Source organism: Vogesella mureinivorans (assembly GCF_007644035.1).
GTDB classification, from domain to species: domain Bacteria; phylum Pseudomonadota; class Gammaproteobacteria; order Burkholderiales; family Chromobacteriaceae; genus Vogesella; species Vogesella mureinivorans.
In genome coordinates this window covers 1-20,795 of sequence record NZ_VMTV02000791.1, presented here as the reverse complement: position 1 = coordinate 20,795, position 20,795 = coordinate 1, and the positions used below count along the sequence as shown (strand labels likewise).

The 20,795-nt window shown below is 60.1% G+C and carries 15 protein-coding genes and 1 tRNA gene; 3 read left to right on the top strand and 13 right to left on the bottom strand.

The features are described from left to right. Positions 1-190: 190 nt before the first annotated feature. Together FLQ44_RS18325 and gltB are read right to left on the bottom strand one after the other, a co-directional pair. The gene (locus tag FLQ44_RS18325) at positions 191-1,606 is read right to left on the bottom strand and encodes an FAD-dependent oxidoreductase (RefSeq protein ID WP_147695509.1); all 1,416 of its coding nucleotides are present in this window, start codon (positions 1,604-1,606) and stop codon (positions 191-193) included. An 87-nt stretch (positions 1,607-1,693) separates the two neighbouring features. After that, on the bottom strand, positions 1,694-6,145 hold the full coding sequence (gene gltB / locus FLQ44_RS18320; protein WP_147695508.1) for a glutamate synthase large subunit: 4,452 nt from the start codon (positions 6,143-6,145) through the stop codon (positions 1,694-1,696). 257 nt (positions 6,146-6,402) lie between these two features. On the opposite strand from gltB, the gene FLQ44_RS18315 reads away from it, so the two are divergent. From FLQ44_RS18315 to FLQ44_RS18305, 3 genes are all read left to right on the top strand, one after another. Next, entirely contained in the window at positions 6,403-7,854 is a 1,452-nt protein-coding gene (locus FLQ44_RS18315; protein ID WP_206208979.1) for a phospholipase D-like domain-containing protein, read from the top strand. A gap of 522 nt (positions 7,855-8,376) precedes the next feature. Then, positions 8,377-10,638, top strand: a complete 2,262-nt coding sequence (locus FLQ44_RS18310) for an arginine/lysine/ornithine decarboxylase (RefSeq protein ID WP_147695507.1) — start codon at positions 8,377-8,379, stop codon at positions 10,636-10,638. 88 nt (positions 10,639-10,726) lie between these two features. Beyond that, positions 10,727-11,455: a substrate-binding periplasmic protein gene (locus FLQ44_RS18305; protein ID WP_147695506.1), complete on the top strand. Its 729-nt coding sequence runs from the start codon at positions 10,727-10,729 to the stop codon at positions 11,453-11,455. A 27-nt stretch (positions 11,456-11,482) separates the two neighbouring features. Here the strand turns inward: FLQ44_RS18305 and FLQ44_RS18300 are convergent, their stop codons facing one another. The 11 genes from FLQ44_RS18300 to FLQ44_RS18250 form a co-directional block, all read right to left on the bottom strand. Next, entirely contained in the window at positions 11,483-12,256 is a 774-nt protein-coding gene (locus FLQ44_RS18300; RefSeq protein WP_147695505.1) for a substrate-binding periplasmic protein, read from the bottom strand. 12 nt (positions 12,257-12,268) lie between these two features. Further along, entirely contained in the window at positions 12,269-13,057 is a 789-nt protein-coding gene (locus FLQ44_RS18295; RefSeq protein ID WP_147695504.1) for a substrate-binding periplasmic protein, read from the bottom strand. 71 nt (positions 13,058-13,128) lie between these two features. Then, complete coding sequence (locus FLQ44_RS18290; protein WP_147695503.1) at positions 13,129-14,271, bottom strand: trans-sulfuration enzyme family protein; 1,143 nt, start codon at positions 14,269-14,271, stop codon at positions 13,129-13,131. Between the two features lie 81 nt (positions 14,272-14,352). After that, positions 14,353-15,012 (bottom strand): amino acid ABC transporter permease, encoded by a 660-nt coding sequence (locus FLQ44_RS18285; protein ID WP_147682531.1) that lies wholly within the window; start codon positions 15,010-15,012, stop codon positions 14,353-14,355. A gap of 63 nt (positions 15,013-15,075) precedes the next feature. After that, positions 15,076-15,855, bottom strand: coding sequence for a transporter substrate-binding domain-containing protein (locus FLQ44_RS18280; RefSeq protein ID WP_147695502.1), 780 nt, complete (start codon positions 15,853-15,855; stop codon positions 15,076-15,078). A gap of 174 nt (positions 15,856-16,029) precedes the next feature. Continuing rightward, entirely contained in the window at positions 16,030-16,851 is an 822-nt protein-coding gene (locus tag FLQ44_RS18275; RefSeq protein WP_147695501.1) for a hypothetical protein, read from the bottom strand. Positions 16,852-17,318: 467 nt separating this feature from the next. Continuing rightward, complete coding sequence (gene ychF, locus FLQ44_RS18270) at positions 17,319-18,410, bottom strand: redox-regulated ATPase YchF (RefSeq protein WP_147695500.1); 1,092 nt, start codon at positions 18,408-18,410, stop codon at positions 17,319-17,321. Positions 18,411-18,524: 114 nt separating this feature from the next. Further along, the gene (gene pth, locus FLQ44_RS18265) at positions 18,525-19,106 is read right to left on the bottom strand and encodes an aminoacyl-tRNA hydrolase (protein WP_147695499.1); all 582 of its coding nucleotides are present in this window, start codon (positions 19,104-19,106) and stop codon (positions 18,525-18,527) included. A gap of 86 nt (positions 19,107-19,192) precedes the next feature. Next, complete coding sequence (gene rplY / locus FLQ44_RS18260; RefSeq protein ID WP_017508751.1) at positions 19,193-19,480, bottom strand: 50S ribosomal protein L25; 288 nt, start codon at positions 19,478-19,480, stop codon at positions 19,193-19,195. Between the two features lie 70 nt (positions 19,481-19,550). Beyond that, complete coding sequence (locus tag FLQ44_RS18255) at positions 19,551-20,534, bottom strand: ribose-phosphate pyrophosphokinase (protein WP_147695498.1); 984 nt, start codon at positions 20,532-20,534, stop codon at positions 19,551-19,553. An 86-nt stretch (positions 20,535-20,620) separates the two neighbouring features. Beyond that, positions 20,621-20,697 (bottom strand) — tRNA-Gln (locus FLQ44_RS18250). Between the last annotated feature and the right edge of the window lie 98 nt (positions 20,698-20,795).

Below are 20,795 nucleotides of genomic sequence, written 5' to 3'. Positions count from 1 at the left end.
GCGATAGCGGACAGGTGCATTAGCACTCTGCCCTGACGAGTGCTAATCATAGGGACGGCATAGCCGGTTTTCAAGAGGGGGAGCCGCAAGATTTTGTCAGCGGCATGGTGCAGGCATGACACTGACAAACGAAAAACCCCTCTTGCCAGGCAAGAGGGGTTGGATAACACGGCGCAAGTAAACGCAGGGCTTACCAGACTTGCAGGTAGGACAGCATGCCTTCGGCGGCCTGGCGACCTTCGAATACCGCACGTACCACCAGGTCCGCACCGCGCACCTGGTCGCCACCAGCGAAGATTTTCGGGTTGCTGGTCTGGTGCTTGAAGTGACCATTGGCCGGGGCCACGGTGCGGCCCTGTGCATTGCTGGCAATGCCCTGGCGCTCGAACCAGCTGGCGGCTTCTACCTGGAAGCCAAAGGCGACGATGACGTGGTCGCACTCGATCACTTCTTCGCTGCCTGGCACGATTTCGGCGTTACGACGGCCTTTGGCATCCGGCGCACCCAGGCGGGTTTCGGCCAGTTTCAGGCGCAAGCTGCCATCGGCGGCCTGTTCTACACCCATAGGCTGGCGGTTCCACAGGAACTCCACGCCCTCTTCCTTGGCATTGGCCACTTCGCGCTTGGAGCCCGGCATATTGGCCTCGTCACGGCGGTAGGCGCAAATCACCTTGCTGGCACCCTGGCGGATGGACGTGCGGTTGCAGTCCATGGCGGTATCACCACCGCCCAGCACCACCACGCGCTTGCCGTCCATGGACAGCGGCGCATCGCCGGCTGGCAGGGTGTCCAGGCACTGGCGTACGTTGTTGATCAGGAAAGGCAGTGCTTCCAGTACGCCCGGCAGGTTTTCACCTTCAAACCCGCCCTTCATGTACTTGTAGGCGCCCATGCCCATGAACACGGCGTCGTACTGCGCCAGCAGGGCTTCGATTTCCACATCGCGGCCCACTTCGGTATTCAGCTGGAAGGTCACGCCCATGCCTTCCATGATCTCGCGGCGGCGTTGCACCACGCTCTTTTCCAGCTTGAACTCGGGGATGCCGAAGGTCAGCAGGCCGCCGATTTCTTCGTAGCGGTCGATCACCACCGGGCGGACGCCGTTGCGTACCAGCACGTCGGCACAGGCCAGGCCGGCCGGGCCGGCGCCGATGATGGCCACTTTTTTGTCGGTCCACACCACTTTGGACATGTCCGGGCGCCAGCCGGCTTTGTAGGCTTCATCCGTGATGAATTTTTCTACACTGCCGATGGTCACGGCGCCAAAGCCACCCTGCTCCAGCGTGCACGCGCCTTCGCACAAACGGTCTTGCGGGCAAACGCGGCCGCAGATTTCCGGCAGGCTATTGGTCTTGTGCGACATCTCGGCCGCCTCGAACAGCTTGCCTTCCTTCACCAGCTTCAGCCAGTTGGGGATGTAGTTGTGCACCGGGCATTCCCACTCGCAGTAGGGGTTGCCACAGGACAGGCAGCGGCCTGCCTGGTCGCCCGCATCTACCGCGTGCAGCGGGGTGTAAATCTCTTTGAATTCGATCTTGCGCACGGCGACTTCTACTTTGTCGCCCGGGTTGCGCGAGAGCTTCATGAACTGGAAAACGTCACCCATGATCACTTGTCCTTTGCCCCTGCGGCCAACGTTGGCCGCAAGGTGCTTTTATTGCTATCAAGGGGCGGACCAACCCGCCCGTCCCTATCAGTCTTTCAGCAGGCTTTCCAGCTTGGCCGCTTTAGGCTTCACCAGCCAGAAGTAGTCGACGTAATCGTCGAAGTTTTCCAGCATGGCGCGGCCGGTTTCCGAGCCGGTCAGCTCCACGTGCTTGGCGATCTTCTCCAGCAGGTAGGCGCGGTACATGCCCATCGCTTCACCGTTGATCAGGTTGATATCCACCAGCTCGTTGTTGAAACGGTAGGCAAACTTCTCGGCACGGTCATACACGAAGGCAAAGCCCCCGGTCATGCCGGCGCCAAAGTTGTAGCCGGTTTCGCCCAACACGATCACGCTGCCGCCGGTCATGTATTCGCAGCAGTGGTCACCCGCGCCTTCGATCACTGCCAGGGCACCGGAGTTACGCACGGCAAAGCGCTCGCCAGCCACACCGGCGGCAAACAGCTGGCCACCGGTGGCGCCGTACAGGCAGGTGTTACCGATGATGATGGACTCGTCCGACTGGTACGCTGCGCCTTTTGGCTGGTAGATGGTCACGCGGCCACCGGCCATGCCTTTGCCCACGTAATCGTTGGCATCGCCTTCCAGCTCCAGGTGCAGGCCCGGTGCGTTCCACACGCCAAAGCTCTGGCCGGCGGAGCCGGTGAACTTCACCTTCAGGCAGCCAAACGGCAGGCCGGCGGCACCGTGTACACGGGCGATTTCGCCGGACAGACGGGCGCCGATGGAACGGTGAATGTTCTCGATCGGGTAGCTCAGCTGCAGCATCTGCTTGTTGTTGATGGCAGGCAGCGCGTCCAGCAGGATCTGCTCGGCCAGCTCGCCCTTATCGAAGGACGGGTTGGAATCGCTCACGCAGAAGCGTGGCACGCTGTCCGGCACCGTGCCTTGCGACAGCAGCGGCGACAAGTCCAGGCGCTGCTGCTTGCCGGTTTTGCCTTCCAGCAGGGTGAGCATCTCCATGCGGCCGATCAGCTCTTCCATATTGCGCACGCCCAGCTTGGCCATCCACTCGCGGGTTTCCTGCGCGATGAACAGGAAGTAGTTCATCACCATTTCTGGCAGGCCGATGAAGTACTTGGAACGCAGCTTCACTTCCTGGGTGGCCACGCCGGTGGCGCAGTTGTTCAGGTGGCAAATACGCAGGAACTTGCAGCCCAGCGCCACCATCGGGCCGGTACCAAAGCCGAAGCTCTCGGCGCCCATGATGGCCGCCTTGATCACGTCCAGGCCGGTTTTCAGGCCACCGTCGGTCTGTACCCGTACGCGGCCGCGCAGGCCATTGGCACGCAGTACCTGCTGTGCCTCGGTCAGGCCCAGCTCCCACGGGCTACCGGCGTATTTCACGCTGGTCAGCGGGCTGGCACCGGTACCACCGTCGTAACCGGAGATGGTAATCAGGTCGGCGTAGGCCTTGGCCACACCGGCAGCAATGGTGCCCACGCCCGGCTCGGCGACCAGTTTTACCGACACCAGCGCAGTCGGGTTCACTTGCTTCAGGTCGAAAATCAGCTGGGCCAGATCTTCGATCGAGTAAATGTCGTGGTGCGGCGGCGGCGAAATCAGGCTGACGCCTTCCTTGGCGTGACGCAGGCGTGCAATCAGCCCGGACACTTTATCGCCCGGCAGTTGGCCGCCTTCGCCTGGCTTGGCACCCTGGGCTACCTTGATCTGCAGCACTTCGGCGTTCACCAGATAGTGCGGGGTCACACCGAAACGGCCGGACGCTACCTGCTTGATCTTGGACATCTTCTCGGTGCCATAACGCGCCGGGTCTTCGCCACCTTCGCCGGAGTTCGAGCGGCCACCCAGGCGGTTCATGGCGGTGGCCATGGCTTCGTGCGCTTCTGGCGACAGCGCGCCCAGCGACATACCGGCGGAGTCAAAGCGCTTGAGGATGCTTTCCACCGGCTCTACTTCGTCGATGGCAATCGGTGTCACGCCTTCAAAATTCAGCTGCATCAGGTCGCGGAACATGGCCACAGGGCGGGTGTTCACCAGCTCGGCGTACTGCTTGTAGGCGTCGTAGTCGGTGTTCTGTACCGCTTTTTGCAGCGTCATCACCACGTCCGGGTTGTAGGCGTGGTATTCCTCGCCGTGCACGTATTTCAGCAGGCCGCCGTGGGTCACCGGGCGCATCGGGTTGAATGCCAGGCGCGACAGCAGCTTCTGGTCTTCTTCGAAGTCTTCGAAGCTGGCGCCGGAGATACGCGATACGGTGCCCTTCAGGCACAGCTGTACCAGGTCTTCGTGCAGGCCGATGCCTTCGAACAGCTGGGCACCACGGTAGCTGGCGATGGTGGAAATACCCATCTTGGACAGCACTTTCATCAGGCCCTTGTTGATGCCCTTGCGATAGTGCTGCAGCGCTTCGTTCACGCGCAGGCTTACGTCCCCGGTTGTCACCAGGTCCACGATAGTCTGGTAGGCCAGGTACGGGTAAACGGCGGTCGCACCGTAGCCCAGCAGGCAGGCCATCTGGTGCGGGTCGCGCACGGTACCGGTTTCGGCAATGATGTTGGACTTGCAGCGCAGGCCCGCGTCGATCAGCGCGTGATGCACGGCGCCGACGGCAAACAGCGCCGGGATCGGCAGACGGTTGGCCGCAATGGTGCGGTCGGACAGCACCACAATAACGGTACCTTCCTGCACGGCTTCCACCACGTGCGCGGCCAGGCGTTCGATGGCCTGTTGCAGGGTACGTTCGGCCGGGTCGAAACACAGGTCGAAGGTGGTGGCTTTCAGGTAGTGCTCGGTACGCGTGGTGATGCGGATGAACTTCTCGCGCGACAGCACCGGGCTGCGCACTTCCAGGCGCTTGGCGTGCTCGGCGGTTTCCTCGAACATATTGCGCTCGGGGCCGAATACGGTGTTCAGCGACATCACGATGGCTTCGCGGATCGGGTCGATCGGCGGGTTGGTCACCTGGGCAAACTGCTGGCGCAGGTAGTCAAACGGCGAGCGTACCTTCTGGCTGAGTACTGCCATCGGGGTGTCATCACCCATCGAGCCTACGGCTTCCTGGCCGTCCTGGGCCAGCACGCGCAGGATCTGGTCGCGCTCTTCAAAACTGATGTTGAACAGCTTCTGGTAGGTCAGCAGCTGGTCTTTCGGCCACGCTTCCAGGCCGGCATCGTCCTCGATGGACAGCTCCAGGCGCGAGCCGGCGTCCTTGATCCACTGGCGGTACGGTTTGGCCGATTTCAGCTGCGCGTCGATGTCTTCCGGGTACAGGATTTCGCCGGTTTGCAGGTCGGCGGCAAACAGCTGGCCCGGCTTCACGCGGCCTTTTTTCACCACGTCTTCCGGCTTGTAGTCCCAGACGCCCACTTCGGAAGCGATGGTAAGGATATTGTCTTTGGTCAGCACCCAGCGCGCCGGGCGCAGGCCGTTACGATCCAGCATACAGCCGGCGTAGCGGCCGTCGGTCAGCACGATACCGGCCGGGCCATCCCACGGCTCCATATGCATGGAGTTGAATTCGTAGAAGGCACGCAGGTCTTTATCGGTGGAATCCACGTTCTGCCATGCCGGCGGCACCAACAGGCGCAGCGCACGGAACAGCGGAATGCCGCCCATCAGCAGGCCTTCCAGCATGTTGTCCAGGCTCATGGAGTCGGAGCCGTCGGTTTGCACGATAGGACGGATGGCGTCCATATCGATGTGCGGCGAGGTCATGATGCGCTCGCGGGCACGGGCCCAGTGACGGTTGCCCTGTACGGTGTTGATCTCGCCGTTGTGCGCCAGGAAGCGGAACGGCTGCGCCAGTTTCCACTGCGGCCAGGTATTGGTGGAGAAACGCTGGTGGAATACCGCCAGGCTGGACTCGAAACGCGGGTCGGACAAGTCCAGATAGAACTTGTGCAGGTTATCCGGCGTCACCAGGCCCTTGTACGACAGGGTGTGCGGCGACAGCGTCGGCAGATAAAAATAAGGGTCGTCTGCCTTGTTGGCTTTTTCAGCCTGGCGACGACCCATATACAGGCGGCGTTGGAACGACAGCTCGTCCATGCCGAAGGGGCAGTTTACAAATACCTGGTAGAAGCTAGGCAACGATGCCATGGCCTGCTCGCCACAGGCGCCGATATCGATAGGCACCTCGCGGAAGCCGGCCACTTCCAGGCCCTGGGCTTCCAGGAATTCTTTTAGCCTGTTGCGGCTACGCTCGCCCTGCGCGGCATCCGGGTGGGCAAACACCAGGCCTGCGGCGTACACTGCCTTCAGGGCAAAACCGGCTTCGGCGGCGACTTCACGCAGAAAACCGTCTGGTTTGCGGAACAGCAAACCACAGCCGTCGCCCGATTTGCCATCGGCAGCTACGGCGCCGCGGTGGGTGAGCTTGGCCAAGGAAGATATGGCGGTATTGACCAGCCAGTGCGAAGGCTTGTCGTCCAGTTGGGCGATCAGGCCGAAACCACAGCTGTCTTGTTCGAAATCCGGGCTGTATAAAGTGCCCTCCAGCCAGCGCTGTCTGTCCATCTTTTGTCCCTGCTTATAATGTGATGCGAATGTTTCGATTCTAAGGTCAAGAATGCTGACCCTGCAACCGCTTTTTGTGCGACGCATTATCATTTAATAAACAAAGACTTATTGTAATTTTATCACTACAGAATGCGGGATTACCCGCACGTCACTTTATAATTTAGAGACACCAACATTCAAAAAAACGACTTGCCTGGCTGATAGTCGGAACCCTACAAAATAATGGATTTTTAATACTGTCAGACAATAAACAAATGGCATCGCATCACACCGCATCCACACAGGACACACTGTTCCGCCAGCTGGCTGAACAGGCACTGGCGCGCTCGGCTGGCGCACCGCTGGTAGCGGGCAACCAGATCGACGTGCTGTTTGATGCCGAGGCCAATTTCCAGGCCTGGTGGGACAGCATAGCCAGCGCCAGATACAGCATCCTGATCGAGATGTATCTGTTTGCCGACGACGAATTCGGCCAGCAACTACGCGGCTTGCTGCTGGAGCGCCTGGCGCAAGGCGTGCAGGTGTATGTGCTATACGACTGGCTGGGCTGCTGGCGCGAACACTACAGCGGCTTCTTCACTCCCCTGCTAGAGGCCGGGGCGCAGGTACGCGCCTGGCAAGCCCCCGGCTGGCGCAGTGGCCTGAGCCTGCTGGGGCGTGATCATCGCAAGCTGATTGTGGTGGATGGCGATACCGCGTTTATCGGTGGCCTGTGTGCCAGCTCGCGCTGGCTGGGCTGGCGCGATACCGGCCTGCGCCTGCGCGGCCCGCTGCTGGGCGATGCCGTCGCGGCATTTGCCGACAGCTGGGCGGCCTGCGGCGAGCCCTTGCCCAGCCTTGCGGCCAACCTTGAGCCAGCGGGTCAGGTTAGCGCACGGCTGATCGCCACCACCCCGTCCACCGCCAAGCTGATGCGGCTGGACTTGCTGATCGCCGGCTTCGCCCGCGAACGGCTGTGGCTGACCGACGCCTACTTCATGGGTACCAGCGCCTACCTGAGCGCGCTATGCAACGCCGCCCGCGATGGTGTGGATGTGCGCCTGCTGGTACCGCGCAGCAGCGATATCGGCTGGATCGCCACCGTCTCGCGCACGCTGTACCGCCCGCTGCTGGAGGCCGGTGTACGCGTGTTCGAATGGAACGGGCCCATGATCCACGCCAAAACCGCGGTGGCGGATGGCCGCTGGGCGCGCATTGGCTCCACCAATCTGAATATCTCCAGCTGGCTGGCCAACCGCGAGCTAGACGTAGCCATAGAAGACAACAGCCTGGCTGCCCAAATGGAAACACGCTTTTTGCAGGACATCGACCACGCTACCGAGGTCGTGCTGAGCGGCACACACAAGCGGCCAGCCCTGGCCAAACCCCGCCAGCAAGGCCCCAAGCTACCGCTGCGCCAGCACGCGGTGGCCAGCGCCGCCGCCGCTGCCCGCCAGGCCGCACGGCTGGGAGATGCGCTGGATAGCGCCATCCGCGGTACACGCAGCGTGGAAGACAGCGAAGCCAGGGCTTTTGCCAGCATTGCGCTGGTGCTGCTGATGTTGGCCGCAGCGATACTGTGGTTCCCCTATCTGGTCGTGCTGCCGCTGGCGCTACTACTCTTGCTGGCCAGCGGCAGTATTCTGCTGCGCGCTGCACCACGGCTGTGGAAAAAGCGCCGCCCACCCACCAGCCCACCCCCAGCGGACACCGACAGCACCGGCTAGCAAACGCTTGTTCCGGCAAGGCTTTTGATCAAATCACGCAGCCGCCAGCCCGCCTTGCGCACTGACAGAAAAACTTTTTCTGGCTGTAATACTGCCGTGCAACATAAACGCCCACAATGCCGCTACAATGCGCGCTTTCTTGGGTTATTCGAAGGTGTTTTCCGTTGCGGCCAACCTCATCCAGGCCACCCGGACGACAACACCCTAAGCCGGCAGACGTGAAGGAGGCGAGCCTCCCAGTGCGGACCGCGGTGCAAAGCGCCCCTTTGTTCCGTCGTGCAGTGCATGGCGGATAAACAATCGCGCCTCAAGGCCAGCCATCCAGGGCGGCGGCATCACGTCGTACGTACAGAACTGTGCCCCAACGCGCACCGAGTGACACTTCCGGCCCCGCCGCGAAGGCCAGCATTGGCGTTACAGGTGCACCGAACCACACTGTCGCACCCGGCGTGGTTCACGCTCTGCCCAAGCGGCCTTACGGCAGCCTGATGTGTCCGAGTTAACAGTAACAAGGACTCAGGTATGCGTTTTCACTTTCCCATCGTCATCATCGACGAGGACTTCCGTTCCGAGAACACCAGTGGTTCCGGTATTCGTGAACTGGCCGCCGCCATCGAAGCCGAGGGCATGAGCGTCATTGGCTACACCAGCTATGGCGATCTGACCTCGTTTGCACAGCAGCAAAGCCGCGCCGCCGGTTTCATCCTGTCCATCGATGACGAGGAATTCCACACCGACGACTCGGCCGAAACCGCACTGGGCGGCCTGTACGGCTTTGTGGCGGAAATCCGCCGCCGCAACCCGGATATCCCGGTGTACCTGTACGGCGAAACCCGCACCGCACGCCATATTCCCAATGACATCCTGCGCGAGCTGCATGGTTTCATCCACATGCACGAAGACACGCCGGAGTTCGTGGCACGCCACATCATCCGCGAAGCCAAATCCTACCTGGACAGCCTGGCACCACCGTTCTTCCGTGCGCTGGTGAACTACGCCTACGATGGCTCCTACAGCTGGCACTGCCCGGGTCACTCCGGCGGCGTGGCCTTCCTGAAAAGCCCGGTAGGCCAGATGTTCCACCAGTTCTTTGGCGAAAACATGCTGCGCGCCGACGTGTGCAACGCGGTGGACGAGCTGGGCCAGCTGCTGGACCACACCGGCCCGGTAGCCGCGTCCGAGCGCAACGCCGCGCGTATTTTCAGCAGTGACCACCTGTTCTTCGTTACCAACGGCACCTCTACCAGTAACAAGATCGTGTGGCACAGCACCGTGGCCGCCGGCGATATCGTGCTGGTAGACCGCAACTGCCACAAATCCAACCTGCACGCCATCATGATGACCGGGGCCATCCCGGTGTTCCTGATGCCCACGCGCAACCACTACGGCATCATCGGCCCGATCCCGAAAAGCGAGTTCTCGCTGGACAGCATCCGCGCCAAGATTGCGGCCAACCCTTTCGCCCGCGAAGCACTGGCCAAAAACCCCAACGCCAAGCCACGCATCCTCACCATTACCCAGTCCACCTACGACGGCATTCTGTACAACGTAGAAGAGATCAAGGGCATGCTGGATGGTGAAGTCGACACGCTGCACTTTGACGAAGCCTGGCTGCCGCACGCCAGCTTCCACGATTTCTACGGTGACTTCCACGCCATTGGCGAGGGCCGCCCGCGCTGCAAGGAATCGATGATTTTCTCCACCCAGTCCACCCACAAACTGCTGGCCGGCATTTCGCAAGCCTCGCAGATCCTGGTGCAGGACCCGGAGAACCGCAAGCTGGACACCATGAGCTTCAACGAAGCCTACCTGATGCACACGTCCACCAGCCCGCAGTACGCCATTATCGCCAGCTGCGACGTCGCAGCCGCCATGATGGAACAGCCGGGTGGCCAGGCGCTGGTAGAAGAATCGCTGGTCGAGGCGCTGGACTTCCGCCGCGCCATGCGCAAGGTAGACGAAGAATACGGCGACGACTGGTGGTTCAGCGTATGGGGCCCGGATGCGCTGTCTGATGACGGCATCTGCGACCCGATCGACTGGACGCTGAAACCGGAAGACAGCTGGCACGGCTTTGCCGGTATCGAAGAAGGCTTCAACATGCTGGACCCGATCAAGGCCACCCTGCTGACCCCGGGCCTGTCGCTGGACGGCAGCTTTGAGGAGCTGGGCATCCCGGCCGCCATCGTCACCAAATACCTGACCGAACACGGTGTGGTGGTGGAAAAAACCGGCCTGTACAGCTTCTTCATCATGTTTACCATCGGCATTACCAAAGGCCGCTGGAACACGCTGATCTCGCTGCTGCAGCAGTTCAAGGACGACTTCGACAAAAACCAGCCGCTGTGGCGCGTGATGCCGGAATTTGTTGCCAAGTACCCGCAGTACGAGCGCGTGGGCCTGAAAGACCTGTGCCTGAAGATTCACAGCCTGTACCGCGAGCACGACATCGCCCGCCTCACCACCGAGATCTACCTGTCGGATATGGAGCCGGCCATGCGCCCGGCGGATGCCTTTGCCAAGATGGCACACCGCGAAATCGAACGCGTGCCGGTAGAAGCGCTGGAAGGCCGCGTCACCGCCGTGCTGCTGACCCCGTACCCGCCAGGCATTCCGCTGCTGATTCCGGGTGAAGTGTTCAATACCACCATCGTCGACTACCTGCGCTTTGTGCAGGCCTTCAATAGCCAGCTACCCGGCTTTGAAACCGACGTACATGGCCTGGTAGCCACCCTGGTAGACGGCCAGAAAGTCTATTGCGTGGATTGCGTCAAGGCAGGCTAAGCCGACAGGCGTACAATCAAGGCGTGCAGGCTTTGGCCTGCGCGCTTTTTTATTTTCCCCGGTTTTATTTACCCCGACCCTGCTGTAGATGCTGACTCGCCTACTGACACTCTTGCTGTTCTTTACCCCACCCGCCCACGCCCAGGCCGTGCTACAAGCCTATAGCATGCTGTATCCACCCTTGCACATGGGCCCCGGTAGCGGGCAGAAACCCGGCATAGCCGACGAGCTGGTGCAACGTGCGGCCAACCAGGCAGGCATGACCGTCGAGATCAGCACGGTACCTTGGCGACGCGCCCAGCTCATGGCCAGCCAGCATCGCACCACCTGCATTTTCCCGCTTACCCGCCTGCCTGCGCGCGAAAAGCAGTACCAGTGGGTAGGCCTGATTCTCCCCGGGCAGGTACGCCTGTACGGCTGGGCAGGCAACGCCCGCCTGGCCAGCCCCCAAGCTGCCGCGGATGCGCGTATTACCGTACTGGCTGGCTCGTCGGCAGAAATCCGCCTGCAACAAAAACGGCTGCCTTACAGCACGACCAATGTAGTGAATGATGGCCTGCGCCTGTTGCAGCTGGGCCAAGCCGACTACTGGGCAGTACACGATGTGGTAGCACGCTACGAAGCCCGGCTGGTGGGTTTCCCGCTGAAAGCCGTGGCCACGCTGGGCGAGGCCGATTCCTGGCTGGCCTGCCACAGGGACTACCCCAAGGCGCAGTTACAGGCGTTACAGCAAGCTTTTAGCCGACTGAATGCACAGGGAGAGGTCGGGCAGATTCTGCAAAATTATCTGGGCTACGATACGCAGGGCACAGAGTGATACACACGCTGTTGGCGTTGAGTCTTCTTAATCCTCCGCCAGTCGTGCAAATGCCTGATGGTGGGTGCCGTTCTGTACCAGCTTGCGGTAGTGGTAACGCAGGGTATTCACATGCTCGTATGGGGTCTTTTTACTGGCGGCCAAATACAGCGACATCGTCACCGGTAGCGGATACAGCGGACGGAACTGGCCGCAGTCCAGCTTTTGCTGGCGGCAATAGGTTTGCATGGCAATACGGCTAACCGGTACCGCATCGACCATGCCACGTCGCAGTTTGAGCATGTTCACATCGTTATTCTCGGACAGGTCCAGCCCACCCACCGAGCTGGGCGTCAGCTCGCTAAAACCATTGGCCTTGAACCAATCCAGCCGTACATCTTTATTGATGACACCAATACGCAGCTGCCTGGCTTGCTCCATAGACACTATCTGCAGGCTCTTGCGGCCAACCATGCCATAAAGGTGAACGTGCAGACCCACCAGCTCGCCTATCCAGTGAAAGCGGCTCTCGCGCTCCGGCGTGCGTGCCAAGGCGTAAATCAGCACATTCGGCGCATGCTGGGCCAGCGCCATGCTGCGCGCCCAAGGATAGACATGATGGGTATAGGGTAGGCCCGCAGACTGCATGAGCTTGTCGATAAAGGGCAAGGCCGGGCCGGCCAGCTCGTCGCCTACCCGATACGTAAAAGGCGGAGCATCTTCGGTTACCACACGAAAGCTGACGGCACGGGCGGGCAGGGCCATACAGGACATGCCCCATACACACACCATCACCAGCAGACGCAGCATATATTCATTCATGAACACGCATTCCTAAGGCCGCAGAGCCAGGCTGGCACGATCAGTGTAGGGCGACATGAGCCGCTGATAGCTACCATTGCGAACCAAACGTTCGTAGCTATGACGCAGTGCCTGCATCACTGGCGGGGCTGTTTTCAGGCTAGCGGCCACATACAAATCCACACTGAAAGGCAACACCATGACCCGGCGAAAACGGTTGCAGTCTACGTTTTCGGTTAGGCAAAAAGAGCGCAGCCCTACCGCCGAGGTCGGCACCATATCCACCCTGCCCTGCATCAGCTTGCGCATATTGCTCAGCCCGTTATGCGCCACATCCATGCCTGTACGGCTATCCGGCGTCGCCTCCGGAATACCCTGCTCGCGCAGCCAATGGGCGCGCACATCGTTGGCCGTTACCCCCAGCCGATAATGACGCAGCTCGTCTACCGTGCGGGCGCGAATGTCCTGGCGTGTCTGCAGCGCATACATGGCGTACTGCACGGTAAGCAGTTTGCCTACCCACTGAAACTGCGTCTCGCGCTCTGGCGTGCGCGCCATAGAGTAGATCAGCACATTGGGCAGGCTGCTGGCCATCATGTAAGCGCGCGCCCAAGGGTAAACCTGCTGGCTATAGCGCAGACCAGCATCTTGCATGAGCAAATGAATAAAAGGAGGGGCCTCGCCTTGTAGCTGGCCCTGCCATAGATAATGCAGCGGCCGGGCGTCCTCGGTGACCACGACCATGGCAGGCAAGCTGGTGGCAAACGCCACCTGCATCAGCAAACATGCCCCCAATACCCATCCTTGCCACACACGCCTCATGGCCTTGCCGCCTTGTTCAATATTTATTCATTATTGAATCAATACGTCATTTGCGCAAAATTACTTATTGCTTACGCCAACGCCTGCGCCAAGTCAGCCAGAATGTCATCGATATCCTCGATGCCGATAGACAAACGCAGCTGCCCCTCGCGGATACCCAGCGCTGCTTTTTGCGCCGGCGGCATGCCACCGTGCGACATGGTGTAGCTGTGGTTTACCAGCGATTCGACCCCGCCCAGTGACTCGGCCAGCATGAACAGCTGCAAGCGGCTGGCCACGCGGCTGGCGGCTTCGCGGCTGTCGTCTTTCAGGTACACGGTAACGATACCGCCAAAGCGGCGCATCTGGCGTTTGGCCAGCGCGTGGCCCGGGTGATCGGCCAGGCCGGGGAAGAACACTTTCTCGATAGCCGGGTGCTGCTGCAAATAGGCAGCCACGCGCTCGGCGTTGTCGCAGTGGCGCTCCATGCGCAGTGCCAGCGTCTTGATACCGCGCAGGGTCAGGAAGCAGTCTTGCGGGCCGGGCACGGCACCGGCAGCGTTCTGGATAAACTTGATGGCCTTGAACAGCGCCTCGTCGTTCACCGCCACCAGGCCCAGCAGCACATCCGAATGGCCGCCCAGATACTTGGTGGCCGAGTGCACCACGATATCCGCGCCCTGATTAAGCGGGTTTTGCAGGTAAGGCGTGGCAAACGTGTTGTCCACGGCCACCACGGCACCGTGCGCGTGGGCAATGGCCGACAGCGCAGCCACGTCTACCAGGTTCAGCAGCGGGTTGGTGGGGGTTTCCAGCCACACCAGGCGGGTTTGCGGGCTGATCGCCGCCTGCAGGTTGGCCGCATTGCTCAGGTCGGCAAAGGTCACCTTGATGCCCAGCGGCTGCATCACTTTATCCAGAATGCGGTAGGCGCCGCCGTACAAATCGGCCACCGCAATCACCTCGTCGCCCGGCTGCAGCGTGGCGCGCAGCACAGCGTCCACCGCAGCCATGCCGCTGGCGAAGGCCAGGCCGTGCTGTGCCTCTTCCAGCGCCGCCAGGTTGGCCTCCAGCGCCGCACGGGTAGGCGTACCGGTACGGGCGTAGGCAAAATCCAGCTGCTCGCCTACCGCATCGTGGGCAAAGGCCGAGGTCTGGTAAATGGGCGGCATCAGCGCCCGGTTGTGCTGGTGGCAGTCAAACCCGGCGTGTATGGCCTTGGTAGCAAATTTCATGGTCTGTTCCCCTTGCGGCCAACCCTGGCCGGTATGTGTCTGCCAGCCTGCACGCGCAGCGCACGCAGGCTGCGTACAGGCTTAACGTTGGTAGGCTTTGGCGTAATGCTGCTCTACGCGCTTTTGTACGCGTTCGAACAGCGCGCTCAGCACCCAGTAGATCGCCGCGGCCATCAGGTACAGCGGCAGCGGCTGGAAGGTCTGCGCGATCATGTCTTTGGTGGCCATCATCAGCTCGGACACGGTAATCACCGACACCAGCGAGGTGTCCTTGATCAGCGAAATCAGGCTGTTGGCCAGGCTGGGCACCGCCAGGCGTATACCTTGTGGCGCAATGATGTGCCGCATGCTCTGCCACCAGCTCAGCCCCAGCGACTGCGCCGCGTCCCACTGCCCCTTATCCACCCCGGCAATGGCACCGCGCAGGCTTTCCGACAGGTAAGCCGCCACGTTTAGCGTCAAGGCCAGTACGCCGGCGGTGACCGGCTCGAATTCGATGCCTACCGACGGCAGGCCATAATAGATGACAAAAATCTGCACCAGCAGCGGCGTACCGCGCATGGCGCTCACATAAAACGCCACCAGCGGCGCCAGCAGCGGCACACGTGCCAGGCGCACCATGGCCACCACAAAGCCCAATGTCAAACCCAGCACCATGGCGCTCAGGGCAAAGAACACCGTTAGCCCGGCCCCTTTGAGCAGCACGGGCAGCGCCTCTTGCGCCAGACTCAACCATTCCATTTTCACTCTCCAAAACACAAACGCCCCCGCACACGGCAGGGGCGTGATATTCAAGCTGCAGGATTATCGCGCAGCGGGTGCTTTCGATACATCAATACCGAACCACTTCACCGAAATTTTCTTGAACGAGCCGTCTTTGTGCAGCGCGTTCAGGGCATTGTCGATGGCGGCCTTGAACTTGGGGTTACCTTTGGCAAACGGAATACCCATCTGCGTGGTGCCACCTACCGGCGCGCCGGCTTTCAGCGGCAGCTTGGCTTCTTTCAGTGCAAACGGAATCAGCAGGCTGTCGTTCACTGCCGCATCCACACGGCCCAGCGCCAGATCCTGGAAAATTTCTGCGGCGGATGGGTAAAACTTGGCTTCGATACCGCCCTGCGCCTTCACCATCTCGGCGTAGTTGCTGCCCTGGGTCACGCCCATTTTCTTGCCGGCCAGGTCGGCCAGGCTCTTGAAGCTGCGTTTTTCGTCCTTGCGTACGATCAGCTGCGCGCTGGAAATGGTGTACGGCTGCGAGAAGTCGAACACTTCCTTACGCTTGTCGGTAATCGACACCTGGTTCAGCACCACGTCGAACTTGCCGCCTTGCAGGCCGGCCAGCAGGCCGCTCCATTCACCAGTGGTGAACTCCGGCTTCAGCTTCAGCTTTTGCGCCAGCGCATTGCCCAGCTCTACTTCAAAGCCGGTCAGCTTCTGCTCTTTGTCCTTGAAGTTGAATGGCGGGTAGGTGCCTTCCAGTGCGATTTTCAGCGTGCCGCGTTGCTGTACGGTATCCAGCAGGTCTGCAGCGTAAACGTTGGCCGCAAAGCCGATCAGTGTCAGAGCGAGCAGGGTCTTTTTCATGATTTTATTCCTTATGGCTATTGATTTAATAATCAATACAATGAAACGAACTATAACAAACCCGACTTTTTGACTCCAGCATTCGGTTGGAACAAATACCGATAAGCAAATGAAAAAGCTGGTAGTACGACCTGGGCTGTGAAGCCCCGGACCGCACAGCCAGCCCGGCCCTGCTTAATCCTTGCTACCCTGGAACACGTACATGCCGCTGCCATCCATCGCTTGCAGCATCATGCTCAGGCCATTTACCTGCCCACTTTCGCTCAGGGTAGCGTAGGCCACGCCGCCGGCCGTGCCGGTAAAGGCACAGTCTGTGCCGTTGAAAATACCGACGACAGAGAACAGGTTTTTGCGGCTATCCAGCACGCTAAAGCGGCTATTGCTGAACACACATGCCGGGTTGCCGCTGATCAGCATGCTATTGGGGTTTGCATCGGACAGTGTCAGGGTAGCCAAGGTATTGCCTGCCTGCTTGCTGGTATAGCCCCCCAGCACGCTGGCAATGCTCGCTGCGCTATCGTATTGGCTGTTGTAAGTCACCGTGACGCTGCGCGGGTTGCTGCCGTTCAGGCCAGCCGCCACCTGAAACTGCAATGTTTTTTGACTGCCGCCCGACTGTACCGTGACGCTAGACGAGTCAAGCGATTGATAAAAGCCCCCTGCCACATGACGATAGTAGCCTTTGCCACTGGTGTTCTTGCTACCGGCCACAAAGTTTTCCGCGCTGAAACCCGTCATGTACAGGGCTTCGGCTGGCGCACCATCCGCCGCATTCAATACGGCGTAAGCGCCGCCCAAACCATCCGCAGCCACCTCGATATTCAGCTCGTTGCTGGCAGACTTGGCCGTACCTTGCCAAAGGCCCTGCGGGTCGATTTTGGCTGGCGGTGGCGGCGTCACCCCGCCACCCAAACTACCGCCGCCACCTCCACCGCCACCACAGGCAGTCAGGCAACACAGCAGAAACATGGGGAGCAGGGAGGCAAAGCGGGTCATGGTTTTCCTTTTTGAACAAACGGGTATAACGCCCATGCAGCCCAAGGCTATGGATAAGCCGGGCTGACAAGGGGCAAACTGACTGGGGTAACAGGATATCAAGCGGTCCGGGCGGGGCAGCTACACACCAGGCAAGTGCCTGGCGGCATCGACAGCCAACCGCACACAATGGGAACACATGGCGTAGCAAACAAGCGTCTTGCCGTTCGCCACGTTATAGATTCAGCGCAACGCTATGTTTTATACATTCCATTATTTCAATGGCGATATTCATCAATGCTAGGACTTTTACTTTTCAACAAAAGTTCTTAGCAAGACCTGTCCATTTGGACAGCTACTCACGCACTGCTGGGAGCCCCCCATTCGCCTGTGCCAGATTCCTGCACCCAACAAAAACAACAAGCCCCGTCAGGACGGGGCTTGTTGTTATGAGCAGCACCCACTGGGCGCCGCTACAGTGCTACGGCTTACACGTTGAACAGGAAGTTCAGCACGTCGCCGTCTTGCACCACGTATTCTTTGCCTTCTGCGCGCATCTTGCCGGCTTCCTTGGCCTTGGCTTCGCCACCCAGGGTGATGAAGTCATTGAAGGCGATGGTTTGCGCACGGATGAAGCCACGCTCGAAGTCGGTATGGATCACGCCGGCGGCTTGCGGTGCGGTATCGCCAACACGGATGGTCCAGGCGCGGACTTCTTTCACGCCAGCGGTAAAGTAGGTTTGCAGGCCCAGCAGGGTGTAACCGGTGCGGATCAAGCGGTCCAGGCCAGGCTCTTCCAGACCCATTTCGGCCAGGAATTCGGTTTTATCGGCGTCGTCCAGGTCGGCAATTTCGCTCTCGATAGCGGCGCACAGCGCTACTACCGGCGCGCCTTCAGCGGCGGCCAGGGCGGTGAGCTTGTCCAGATGCGGGTTGTTCTGGAAGCCATCTTCTGCCACGTTGGCCACGTACATGGCCGGCTTGATAGTGAGCAGGCACAGCGGCTTGAGCAGCGCCTTGTCTTCGTCGTCCAGCTTGAAGCTGCGCAGCGGCTTGCCTTCGTTCAGGTGCGGCAGCACTTTTTCCAGCACGGCCACCAGCTTCTGCGCGTCTTTATCGCCGGATTTGGCTTTCTTGCCGTCACGGGCGATGGCTTTTTCTACCGAGGCCAGGTCGGCCAGCGCCAGCTCGGTGCCGATGGTTTCGATATCGGAGATCGGGTCGACTTTACCGGCTACGTGCACGATATTGTCGTCGTCAAAGCAACGCACCACGTTCACGATGGCGTCGGTTTCGCGGATATTGGCCAGGAACTTGTTACCCAGGCCTTCGCCCTTGGAGGCGCCCGCTACCAGGCCGGCGATGTCGACAAACTCGACGATGGCAGGCTGGATTTTCTGCGGGTTGATGATGGCGGCCAGCTGCTGCAGGCGCGGGTCCGGCACTTCTACGATGCCCACGTTCGGCTCGATGGTGCAGAACGGGTAGTTGGCCGCTTCGATACCGGCTTTGGTCAGCGCGTTAAACAGGGTGGATTTGCCTACGTTGGGCAGGCCGACAATACCGCATTTCAGACTCATGGTGATTCCTCGAAATATCCGGCCTGCCACCGGGGCAGGCATACACCGCGTGATTGTATCACCCGGTGCCGTGTTCTTTGTTTTCGGCCGCTTGCGGCCAACCTTGGCCGCGCTTTACTTGGCGGCGGTGTGTAGCGTTTTCATGGCGGCGGGCATGTCGCCGGCGATGGCTTGCGCCATGACCTGCATGGCTTTGGCGATGGCGTCGTCGATGGCTTGCTGTTCTTCGGCACGGGCTTTTTTCAGCACAAAGTTGGCTACTTCGTTGCGGTCGCCCGGGTGGCCAATGCCGATACGCAGGCGCCAGAAGTTGGGCGAGCCGATCTTGGCAATGATGTCTTTCAGCCCGTTGTGGCCGCCATGCCCCCCGCCCTGCTTGAAGCGTGCCGCGCCGGGCGGCAGGTCCAGCTCGTCGTGCACCACCAGGATTTCCTCTGGCGCGATCTTGTAAAAGCGTGCCAGCGCGCCCACAGCCTGGCCGGACAGGTTCATGTAGGTCATGGGTTTGAGCAGCCACAGGTCGCCGCCGGGCAGTACCGCACGGGCCACTTCGCCAAAGTATTTGCCTTCGGCACGCAAGCTGGCCTTGTGCTGCCAGGCCAGCTCGTCTACCAGCCAGAAGCCGGCGTTGTGACGGGTTTTTTCGTATTCGGCGCCGGGGTTGCCCAGGCCGACCACCAGACGGATGGCTGTCATTTCCTGTATTCCATGAAAAAGGCCCGCTGCAGGTTTAGCCGCAACGAGCCCAGTACCGTTACCGCCAGGCGGCACGGCTTAATCTATTACACGCGAGCGAAGTCGATGTGCAGAACCAGTTGCTTGAACGGGTGCATCTGGAAAGCAGCGATTTTTACTTGCTCTTTCTGACCGTCGATAACCAGTTCCAGTACTTCGTTGTGGAACGCTTCGTTTTTCAGAGCGTAGTACATAGTGTTGTGATCCAGGGTGATGGATACAGCGTCTTTACCAGCGCCGTATACCACAGCCGGGGTCTGACCAGCGATACGCAGGCGGCGGCTCGCACCAGTACCTTCTTGTACGCGCTTGGTAGCGATAACTTCGATTGCCATGTGAAATACTCCAGTTAGCTTTTCAGCTTCATTTAAGTCTCCAGCCCACCGCGACCAGCGGGCTGAACGTTTACGGCAGGCAAGCGCCCGACGAAACCAGATCCTCATTGAAGAGGTAGGACACCGATTCTTCGTTGTTGATGCGACGCAGGGTTTCTGCGATCAGGCCACCAATGGATACCACGCGGATGCGGCTGCACTGTTTGGCCTGGGCCGACAGCGGAATGGTATCGGTGATGACAACTTCGTCGATGTCCGAATTAGTGATGCGATCCACAGCCTGCCCGGAGAACACGGCGTGGGAAGCGTAAGCCAGTACACGCTGGGCGCCACGCTCTTTCAGGGCGGAAGCAGCTTTGCACAGGGTATTGGCGGTGTCGATCATGTCGTCCACGATCAGGCAGGTGCGGCCTTGCACTTCACCGATGATGTTCATCACCTCGGCCACGTTGGCCTTCGGGCGACGCTTGTCGATGATGGCCAGGTCGGTATTCAGCGCCTTGGCCACGGCACGGGCGCGTACCACGCCGCCTACGTCCGGGCTCACCACGATCAGGTCTTCAAAACGCTGGCTGCGGATATCTTTCAGCAGTACCGGGGTAGCGTAGACGTTATCCACCGGCATGTCGAAAAAGCCCTGGATCTGGTCGGCGTGCAGGTCGACGGTCAGTACACGGTCTACACCGGCGCTGGTCAGCATGTTGGCCACCAGCTTGGCGGTAATCGGTACACGGGCGGAACGGGGGCGACGGTCCTGACGGGCGTAACCGAAGTACGGAATCGCCGCAGTAATCCGGCCGGCAGAGGCGCGCTTGAGCGCGTCGGCCATGGTCAGGATTTCCATCAGGTTATCGTTGGTTGGGGCACAGGTAGGCTGCAGGATGAAAACGTCGCGACCGCGCACGTTTTCCAGCAACTCTACTGCCACTTCACCATCACTGAACTTGCCCACATCGGCACGGCCGAGGGAAATATCGAGGTGTTTCACCACGTTTTGTGCAAGTTCCGGGTTCGCTGTCCCGGTGAAGACCATCAAACTGTCGTATGCCGCCATAACTGGAATGCCTTAGGATCGGTAGATAAAGAAAAAGCGTGTAAGAAGTACTTACACGCTCTTTTTCTCACTTCACTCTGGAAGCTTGGCTGAGGAGGAAGGATTCGAACCTTCGCATGCCGGAATCAAAATCCGGTGCCTTAACCAACTTGGCGACTCCCCAGTATTCTTTGTTATGCAGGATAATGGCTGAGGAGGAAGGATTCGAACCTTCGCATGCCGGAATCAAAATCCGGTGCCTTAACCAACTTGGCGACTCCC